Annotated in this window: 11 protein-coding genes; 4 read left to right on the forward strand and 7 right to left on the reverse strand. The window is 41.3% G+C overall.

The window, feature by feature from the left end; translation table 11 throughout:
* Window positions 1-169: 169 nt before the first annotated feature.
* Together hpt and CDG62_RS19205 are read left to right on the forward strand one after the other, a co-directional pair.
* Complete coding sequence (gene hpt, locus CDG62_RS19200) at window positions 170-697, forward strand: hypoxanthine phosphoribosyltransferase (RefSeq protein WP_087528466.1); 528 nt, start codon at window positions 170-172, stop codon at window positions 695-697.
* A gap of 174 nt (window positions 698-871) precedes the next feature.
* Window positions 872-1,123 carry a GlsB/YeaQ/YmgE family stress response membrane protein gene (locus tag CDG62_RS19205; protein WP_087528465.1) on the forward strand — a complete coding sequence of 84 codons (252 nt, stop codon included), beginning with the start codon at window positions 872-874 and terminating at the stop codon, window positions 1,121-1,123.
* Between the two features lie 49 nt (window positions 1,124-1,172).
* Here the strand turns inward: CDG62_RS19205 and CDG62_RS19210 are convergent, their stop codons facing one another.
* Together CDG62_RS19210 and dmeF are read right to left on the reverse strand one after the other, a co-directional pair.
* Entirely contained in the window at window positions 1,173-1,874 is a 702-nt protein-coding gene (locus CDG62_RS19210; protein ID WP_087528464.1) for a DsbC family protein, read from the reverse strand.
* Window positions 1,875-1,983: 109 nt separating this feature from the next.
* The gene (gene dmeF, locus CDG62_RS19215) at window positions 1,984-2,964 is read right to left on the reverse strand and encodes a CDF family Co(II)/Ni(II) efflux transporter DmeF (protein WP_087528463.1); all 981 of its coding nucleotides are present in this window, start codon (window positions 2,962-2,964) and stop codon (window positions 1,984-1,986) included.
* 56 nt (window positions 2,965-3,020) lie between these two features.
* Here dmeF and CDG62_RS19220 point away from each other — a divergent pair, with 56 nt between their 5' ends.
* Both CDG62_RS19220 and CDG62_RS19225 read left to right on the forward strand, forming a co-directional pair.
* On the forward strand, window positions 3,021-3,287 hold the full coding sequence (locus CDG62_RS19220) for a metal/formaldehyde-sensitive transcriptional repressor (protein ID WP_087528480.1): 267 nt from the start codon (window positions 3,021-3,023) through the stop codon (window positions 3,285-3,287).
* Between the two features lie 166 nt (window positions 3,288-3,453).
* On the forward strand, window positions 3,454-4,599 hold the full coding sequence (locus CDG62_RS19225) for an MFS transporter (RefSeq protein WP_087528478.1): 1,146 nt from the start codon (window positions 3,454-3,456) through the stop codon (window positions 4,597-4,599).
* A 44-nt stretch (window positions 4,600-4,643) separates the two neighbouring features.
* On the opposite strand, the gene mnmE is transcribed toward CDG62_RS19225, so the two are convergent.
* The 5 genes from mnmE to rpmH all read right to left on the reverse strand — a co-directional run bounded on the left by mnmE (window position 4,644) and on the right by rpmH (window position 8,756).
* Window positions 4,644-5,999 carry a tRNA uridine-5-carboxymethylaminomethyl(34) synthesis GTPase MnmE gene (gene mnmE / locus CDG62_RS19230; protein ID WP_087528462.1) on the reverse strand — a complete coding sequence of 452 codons (1,356 nt, stop codon included), beginning with the start codon at window positions 5,997-5,999 and terminating at the stop codon, window positions 4,644-4,646.
* Window positions 6,000-6,099: 100 nt separating this feature from the next.
* A complete protein-coding gene (yidC, locus tag CDG62_RS19235) occupies window positions 6,100-7,863 on the reverse strand; it encodes a membrane protein insertase YidC (protein WP_087528461.1) in 1,764 nt (587 codons plus the stop codon).
* 5 nt (window positions 7,864-7,868) lie between these two features.
* Window positions 7,869-8,189 carry a membrane protein insertion efficiency factor YidD gene (yidD, locus tag CDG62_RS19240; protein ID WP_004977726.1) on the reverse strand — a complete coding sequence of 107 codons (321 nt, stop codon included), beginning with the start codon at window positions 8,187-8,189 and terminating at the stop codon, window positions 7,869-7,871.
* Window positions 8,190-8,198: 9 nt separating this feature from the next.
* Complete coding sequence (gene rnpA, locus CDG62_RS19245; protein WP_039890852.1) at window positions 8,199-8,588, reverse strand: ribonuclease P protein component; 390 nt, start codon at window positions 8,586-8,588, stop codon at window positions 8,199-8,201.
* 33 nt (window positions 8,589-8,621) lie between these two features.
* Window positions 8,622-8,756, reverse strand: coding sequence for a 50S ribosomal protein L34 (gene rpmH, locus CDG62_RS19250; RefSeq protein ID WP_000831329.1), 135 nt, complete (start codon window positions 8,754-8,756; stop codon window positions 8,622-8,624).
* Between the last annotated feature and the right edge of the window lie 675 nt (window positions 8,757-9,431).

A 9,431-nucleotide genomic window follows, 5' to 3' on the forward strand; every position in this document is an offset into this window, starting at 1 on the left:
TCGCCTCTAAACCAAGCTGCACCTCACCTGCAATGAAATGATTACATTTTCAGCGGGCAAAAGGGGTGCATCTCGTTTAGAGATATATTAAAATTAATGCATATATATAGGTGTTGCAGGTCAACGCCTTTTTTATTTTTGATTTTTTTTAATTTTTAGGTATCTACCCATGACCGTTCAAATGAGCGTAATGATTTCTACTGAAGAGATTCAAGCGAAAGTAAAAGAGCTTGGTGCACAAATCGATGCGCATTATGCAAACAGTGATAAGGAACTCGTACTGATTGGTTTATTACGTGGTTCAGTCATTTTCATGGCAGACTTATGTCGTACCATTGCAAAACCGCATGAACTCGATTTCATGACGGTTTCGAGCTACGGTGGCGGTACGGTATCTTCACGTGATGTAAAAATTTTAAAAGATTTAGACGGCGAAATTCGCGGTAAAGATGTCTTGGTGATTGAAGATATCATCGACTCAGGCAACACCTTGAGCAAAGTATTAGAAATTTTAGAAACACGCTCTCCCAACTCAATTGAGCTATGTACTTTAGTCAGCAAACCTTCACGCCGTGAAATTGAACTCGATGTGAAGTTTTTGGGCTTTAATGTCGAAGATCGATTCATTGTGGGTTATGGCTTAGACTACGACCAAAAGTACCGTCATTTGCCATTTATTGGTGAAATTGGTCTTTAAGATCAATCGACAAAAGAGTGGCCGAAGGCCACTTTTTTTATTTTTTACTGTTAACCAAGTACATAAAACATACAGTTTTTAGCATATTCGCTCTACTGCACAATAGCATTATGCCCAATGATATTTTTGCACATGATGTAAAAACAAAGACATGATAAAAAAAGGAGCTGGCTCATGTGGTCACTTATTGTTGCTATTGTCGTAGGTTTTATTGCAGGTCTCATCGCGCGTGCCATTCATCCTGGTGATGATAAAGCAGGCTTTATTGTTACCACGTTACTGGGGATTGCAGGTTCACTCTTAGCTACCTATGGTGGTCGTTTACTTGGTCTCTATAGTGAAGGCTCGGCAGCAGGCTTTATTGCTTCAGTTATTGGGGCCATCATTATTTTATTCATCTACAACATAGTTACCAAAAAAGCCTAAAACATCCATTAAAAAAGCACCTTTTCAGGTGCTTTTTATATTTGGACTATTATAAACCCAGTTCACGCCACATATTTTCAATGGTGGTTGAAGGCACAGCGCCATTCACTTTAAAACCATTTGAGAAAATAACCACAGGCGTTCCTTGTAAGCCTAAGCTTTGTCCCAATTGTAAGTTACGTTCAATTGGATTAGCACACGGTTTTTTCGATGTCGGCTGAGTTCCTTTCGCAATCAAATTTTTCCACGCAAGGGCAGGGTCTGCTTCACAAAATACTTGCTTCGATGGTGCAACTGATTGTGCCTTGATGGGGTAAATAAAAGTGTAGATGGTCACATCATTCAGCTTATTCAACTCAGCCTCTAACTGCTTACAGTAAGGACAGTTCGGGTCTGAAAAAACTGCCAATTGGCGTTTCCCATTGCCTTTAACCATTTTAATGGCGTCTTTTAACGGCAGCTTATTCCAATCGAGCGAATTTTGTTGCACATATAAGGCAGCACTTAAATTTTTCTGATCTTTTAAGCGTACCATCGAACCGGCAATCACATGCTCAGCTGCTTCGCCTAAATACACAATTTCGCCATCTAAAGATCCGCTATAAATGCCCGACATTTCTGTTTTTTGAATATTTTGAACATTAATATTTGGATAATTCTTTTTTAAGTTGGCTTGAACACTTTCTACGCTGGCCATACTCATGCTTGCAATTGCACTTGTGAGTAGTGCCAAACCCAGTTTTTTTATCATCACTTTTTGCTCTTTCAATCGGAGAACCACGGCGCTAGTGTAGAGTGTATTATTCAAGCATTGAATCATTTTTTCTTATGCTTTACCGAAACCCAACATGACAGAACGATCAACCGACCAAAGTTTCACGTGGAACATCAAATAAAATAGAGTTGATCTCGACTGAAACATGAACAATTTCCTCATGAATCGACAGCATCTCACGCACCTGATCTGCACAATAATCCGATGTTGTTTCTAAAGCTAAAATACATGAAAACTTGCCTTTACCTACTTTCCAAACATGTAAATCGGTCAAAGTCGTATGTGGTAGTTCTGCCACCACCTCGCGAATTTCTTCCACCACATGATGGTCCATTTCAGCATCTAACAAGGTTTTTCCGGTTTCTTGCATTAAGCTCCATGCCCATTTTGCCACCAATATTGACCCCACAATACCAAGGGCAGCGTCAAGAAAATCCCAACCAAAATACTTGCCAAAAATCAAAGCAATAATAGCAAAAATAGATGTCACAGCATCTGCCACCACATGCATAAATGCAGCTTTCTGATTTAAATCATGATGATGGGTATGTACTTCTGCTGCATGATCATGAGCGTGATGGTGATGGTGATGGTGATGGTGATGGTGATGGTGATGGTCGCCATCGTGCAGCAACCATGCACAGATTAAATTCACCAATAAGCCTAAAATCGCAATTGGAATTGCTTCGTTATAATGAATTTGTACAGGAGAAAATAGGCGTTCAACAGAATGAAAAGCCATAAAACCCGCCACCACCATCAACAAAATTGCACTACTATAACCAGCAAGGATTTCAATTTTCCATGTGCCGAAACTAAAGCGTTGATCATGGGCATAATGCCGTGCAGCGCGATAGGCAAAATACGCCAAACCCAGTGCCAGCATATGCGAACTCATATGCCAACCATCTGCCAGTAAAGCCATTGATTGGAAAATCCATCCACCAATCACTTCTAATAACATCATGACTGCCGTTAAAATAGTTGCGATTAATATCCGTTTTTGGGCCAGCGGATTACCGTCATCAAAATGATGTGTATGCTGACGTGATGGGGTATTCTGCATTTTAAATCATTCATCAATATACTCCCCCTTAGTATATTTATTTTTGGAGCAATGTGTTGAGTCATTTGCATGAAGATAAAAAAATTTTAAACCGTGTGAAACGCTTACAAGGGCAGGTCAACGCCGTTGAACTCTCTATTACACATTCCGATGCAAGTTGTATCGATGTTTTACAACAAGTCGCTGCAATTAAAGGTGCGGTCAATGGACTGATAAATGAACTCGTTGAAGCACATTTACGCCATCATGTATTAGCACAAGCTGAACAGGTCAATGAAGAAGAACTGGCTGAGTTCTTAAAACTGCTGAAACGCTATGGCTAAGTTTCATTGCGTTCTTTTTCAAGTTTTTAGTTGACCATTTTTTCCACAAACCGATACACTGTTGCGCTCTATCCTTTTTCTCCTGTATATCAAAATATTATTGTTTTGAACGAGAGAGCCACATGGCATTTGCATGACAACAAGCACTTCTTGGCATCCATTTTTCATGGTCAGCCTCGCCTTAATGATGGGAACCATGGGGACTGCCTTAGCCAGCCCACTTTACCCACTGTATCAAGCTTTATGGCATCTGGTGCCGAGTCAGATCACCTATATTTTTGTGGCTTATATGTTTGGTTGTCTTGCAACTTTACTGTTTCTTGGTCGGACCAGTAATAGCATTGGCTATTTACGCACCTTACAAGTGGGGTTGGTTTTTATCAGCATCGGGTTGGTGATTTCCGCTTATGCTCCTGATGCTCTCATTTTATCTTTGGGGCGCTTTATTATTGGTATTGCATCTGGTTTGATGACCACTTCGGCCTTACTGGGACTGATGTATACCGTGCCCAAAAGCCATCAACAGATTGCACCACAACTCAGTTCAATTATTACCGCAGTAGGCTTTGGCTTAGGCCCACTAATTGGTGGCCTGATAGCTCAATTTTCAGAATACCCTTTGGTCAGTCCTTATCTACCCGTTATTCTTGGCGCTGTACTGTGTTTCTTTGGTTTATTTTGGGTTGAGTCTCCCACATTTACCGCACAGCCCTTTAGTATGGCCCCAAAGCTACTCCGACCAGAAGTGCAATATCATCAGTTGTTTTTGATAGTTGGATTTACCGCATTTAGTGCCTTTGCTGCGTTTAGCTTATTTGCATCCTTATCCCCTTCATTTGTGCGGGATATTTTGCCGTGGCACGGCCCTCTCATCAGCGGTTCAGCCATTACCAGTATTCTCATTGTCTCTGCCGTGGTGCAGTATTTTGCCAGAAGCATTCCTGCTTATAAGAGTCTCAACTATGGTTTAATCACCTTGATTGCAAGCCTAGGCCTTTTGGCGCTGTGTATGCTATTTCAACTGAGTATATTTTTCTTTATTAGTGATTTTCTCGTTGGTGTCGGACATGGCCTGACCTTGATTGGTTCCTTTGGTCTCATTCATGCCATGACCACCCTAGAAAATCGTGCTGCAGTGATGTCTACTTATCTTTTTATTGGTTATTTGGGTACGATTGTGCCCATTGTGGCCGTCGGATATCTGGCAGATCACTTTGGATTAAGTTTCGGGGTCATTAGCTTTTGCATTGCCATCGCTTTATTGTGTTTTTATCTGTGGTTTGGACATAAGAGCAGTATACGTCTGGCTTAAAAATCAAAAGCCCTGATCAGAGGGCTTTTTCATCAATAGTGGCGTTACTTTCCAATACAGAACGATCCAAAAATTTTCCCAAGTAAATCATCTGCACTAAAGTCCCCAGTAATTTCACCGAGGGCATTTTGCGCCAAACGTAGCGACTCTGCGACTAACTCACCTGCGTTATACACCACCAATTGTTCACGGGCTTCAGCAAGATAAAGCTGAGTGCGTTTCATTGCGTCCAAATGGCGTGTACGCGCAATAAAGGTGTCTTCTTCTGGCTGGAAGCCTGCATGTGCTGTAATCGCTTCTATGAGCGCTTGAACGCCAGTTTCTTGCTTGGCCGAAACCATAATATGACGGAAGCCGTTAAAATCTTCGATATGTGATGTTGTTTCCATCAAATCACACTTATTACCAATCAGCATTAAACGTTTCGGTTCAATATGCTCAGCAAAATATGCTTGCGCCAGTTTGAGTGGGTCTTCGCCTTGACTTAAGTCATAGACCAAGAGTAACAGATCAGCTTGCTCAATTTCTTTAATGGCACGGCGGATCCCTTCTTTTTCTACAATATCGCCTGTTTCACGTAAACCAGCGGTATCGGTTAAGGTAATCGGTAAACCATTCAGGGTAATTTTTTCATGTAAGACATCCCGCGTCGTACCTGCAATATCCGTCACAATGGCGCGTTCAATGCCTGCTAATGCATTGAGCAGCGATGACTTACCCGCATTCGGTTTTCCTGCAATGACCACTTGTAAACCTTCACGCAGCAACTGTCCTTGACGAGCCGATTGTTGCACTTGGTTCACAGCAGATGTAACGCCATCTAAAAGATTTAAAATTTTCCCGTCCGCGAGAAAATCAATTTCTTCTTCAGGAAAATCAATTGCAGCTTCCACATGCAAACGTAGATGAATTAGTTGCTCCAACACGCTATTTACTTTAGTTGAAAATGCGCCTTGTAATGAACGTACCGCAGAGCGAGCAGCCGCTTGAGACGTCGCGTCTATCAAGTCGGCGATCGCTTCAGCCTGAACCAAATCCAGTTTGCCATTTTCAAAAGCACGCATGGAAAACTCACCGGCTTTTGCTGCAATCGCACCGAGCTCCAACAAACGGCCCAGTAAGGCATTTTGAATGACAGGGCCACCATGACCTTGCAACTCAACCACATCTTCACCAGTGAACGAGTTCGGGTTCGGAAAACAAATCGCTAAGCCCTCATCCATCACTTCGCCAGAGGCATCATAAAACTGGCGAAAACCTGCAAAACGCGCTTTCGGCAAGTCTTTTTGGGTCAAGGCCTGCGCAATCTCATAAGACTTGGGACCAGATAGGCGAATGACTCCCACACCACCACGCCCAGGTGGTGTTGCAATGGCAGCAATCGTGGTTCGGTTGTACATAACATTCACCTAAAAATCTTAAAAGTCACACAATGAAAAATCCGCCTAAGATTACCATCTTAAGCGGATTTATTCAGCTTTTCGCGAAAAGTTGCCTCGATTAACTCGACGCACTTTCCTTATTCAAGCGGTCTTTTTCAACAGATTTGTTGATCAAAGTCTGCTGAATAATCGTGATACTGTTGTTGACAATCCAGTACAACACAAGACCCGCAGGGAAGAACAACATAAAGACTGTGAAAATAATCGGCATGATTTTGAAAACTTTCGCTTGCATTGGATCAGCCGGTTGTGGGTTTAAAGACTGCTGAATGAACATCGTTGCGCCCATTAACAGCGGTAAAATAAACCACGGATCCATCGCTGACAAATCTTGAATCCAAAGTAACCATGGTGCATGACGAAGCTCAACAGACTCCATCAACACCCAGTACAACGCAAGGAAAATTGGCATTTGTAATAACAATGGCAAACAACCCGCAAGCGGATTGACTTGTTCACGTTTATACAGTGCCATCATTTCTTGAGAGAAGCGCATACGGTCTTCACCGAACTCTTCTTTCATACGCTGCATTTCAGGTGCAATCACACGCATTTTCGCCATTGAGCGATAGCTCTTAGACGACAATGGCCAAAGAATCAGTTTCACCAAGACTGTTAACAAAATAATTGCCCAGCCCCAGTTACCCACTAAACCGTGGAAGAACTCAAGACCCAAGAACAATAATTTCGCAATTGGCCATAGCCAACCATAATCAACAGTTTGGTTTAAACCAGTTGCGAGTTCTTTCAACTCAGATTGAACTTTAGGGCCTGAATAGAAGGTCGCGTCAATCTCAGCCACTGTACCAGCAGGAACAGTAATCGTCGGCGAAGTAAAACCAATGATATTCATATCATCCATTGACTTACGCGACTCTAATTTCGCAACATAAGGTTGACCATTGGCTTGCGTCAATTTTAAGTCACCTGGAATCCAAGCACTCACAAAGTAGTGCTGAACCATAGCAACCCAGCCGCCTTTTGCTTCAACATTCAATTTTTCTTCATTGAAGTTAGCAAATTTAAGCTTGTTATAATGTTCTTCAGGCGAACCCCAAGCACCACCTAAGAAAGTGCCCAGCGTGAAAATACCTTGATCCGATTTGCCTGGATCGTCAGAGTTGTCACGTTTGAGTTGGCCAAACATTTGACCCTGCCAGTTTTGACCACTGCGGTTCACCACTTTATGGTTCACAACAACAGGATATTCACCTTGCTTGAAGGTAAAGGTTTTAATGATTTCTACACCATCAGCTGTTTTCAGTACCATCGGTACCGTTAACACTTTGATGCTTTTTCCATCTTCAGTTTGAACCGCTTTGGCATCATTCAATGTATAAGCAGATTTTTCAATCTCATACATTGGACGACCACTACGGTTACTGTCTGGACCATTAAGACCAATTAAACCAGACTGCGCCACATAAGTACGTTTTGCATCACTTTCAAGCATGACAAATGCTTCATTACTGTCTTTGCTCTTGTCATGGTTTAACAATTCAATACGAACAATATCACCACCTTTAGGATTAATCCAAAGATGATAAAGGTCAGTTTGTACTGAAATAAGCTGTTGATTTACAGATGTTTTTACTTCTGTAGCTGGTTGCTGAGTCGCGATATTTGCTTGTGGCATATCAGACGCTGCTGAAGCCGTTTGAGCATTTGGCAAATCTGCAGATACTTCATGCGAAACTGCTGCAGCCTGTTGTGGCTGTGGCTGAGTCTCAGCATGTCCATAATCTTTTTGCCAAGCCAAAATGAGCAAATAAGCGACAACAAACATGGCCCCGAGAATGGCAAATCTGGCCCATTGTTGCATATCGATTACCCCAAGTGGTTAGAGTGATTTTGGTTCAAGAAACAATCACGAAAGGGTACAGCAACCAGATGCTTTTGAGAATCTATTTGCTGAAAAGAGATAAAACGAATCCTTTTGTTTGGAACAGGGTCATACCCCGATCCACCCCAAGGATGACAACGGCAAATACGTTTAGTAGCCAACCACACACCACGCACAGCACCATGTGTATGGACTGCTTCCAATGAATATTGAGAACATGTAGGGATATAACGACAACGCGGCCCAAGTAAAGGACTAATCGCAATTTGATAAAATCGAATTAACCAATGCAGTAAGCGTACCATTGGCCATCTCTACTTTTGCAGGGAGGGAGCTATTTTTTGATGCTTTTTGGCAAGACGTTGTAATTTTTGCCAAGCAAATTGTAATTGCTGGTGCAACTCTGCATTAGGCACTGTTTCTATCCCCATTTTAGGCATAACCACAATATCTAAAGTTAATTGCTGTTGATGCAAGCGAAAACTTTCGCGAGCCAAACGTTTTACTCTATTTCTTTCGTGTGCACGACGCACTTTCTTTTTAGCAACAACAATACCCAAACGACTTTGAGGTTGTTCGGTCAGTTTTGCTAGAAATAAGAAATGGGGCTGATGCACTTTAAAAAGCGCACCATCGAAGACACTTTTATAATCGGCAGCACAGCGAATACGAACCTCTGTGCTGAAGCCATAAAGTGTAGTCATAACACCCAAAATCGTTTAAGCGTTAACTATTAATTAAACAGTTAAGCTGTGACGACCTTTTGCACGACGACGAGCTAATACTTGGCGACCAGCTTTAGTAGCCATACGAGCACGGAAACCATGAACGCGCTTACGCTTTAATTCAGATGGTTGGAATGTACGTTTCATATCGAAACTCCAAAAATGATCATTCAATGAAGGTTCGCGATTTTAGTGTTCATTGCTTGAGCTGTCAATGGAAAACCGATTATCTTGTGAAATTAAGCCCTTTTTATTTGTAACATCAATTTGAGCCTGCTCTTCTCTCGACAATATTTTAAACAACAGTACTTTTTTCTTATACACAATCTAGACTATTGTTTATTAAAGTGATATAAGTTACCAACAGAATTACCAACATGGTTATCCACAGGTTTTTAAATTCACCCCTTTTCCCTGATTTTAAATTTAAATTCATTTCGCATCTCCAGTTATCCCCAGAAAACAGCCTTCTTATAAATAAATTCAAATTTATAAATTTAAATTTATTACTATTAGGGTTGTTTTTTTCTGTGGAAATGACACTTTTCTAAATATAAAACAATAAAATATGGTGTGGATAAGATTGTTTTTATAAAATTAATAGTTTGTGGATAACTTTATGATATATTCTATCCACAGTTTGCGGATAAACTTATCCACACCAGTATTTGAATTTAAATTTATTTTCATAAGCAGGCTTTTTGAGCAATATCTGCAGAATTTTCCATGACAGATGTGGATAACTTGGTTAGAATGGCGACCCGCTTCGGTGGGTACATAGTGTTTTTATTAAATTATCGATGGAATGAATAGGGGTTTCAC

This window comes from Acinetobacter sp. WCHA55 (genome assembly GCF_002165305.2).
Classification (GTDB): Bacteria; Pseudomonadota; Gammaproteobacteria; order Pseudomonadales; family Moraxellaceae; genus Acinetobacter.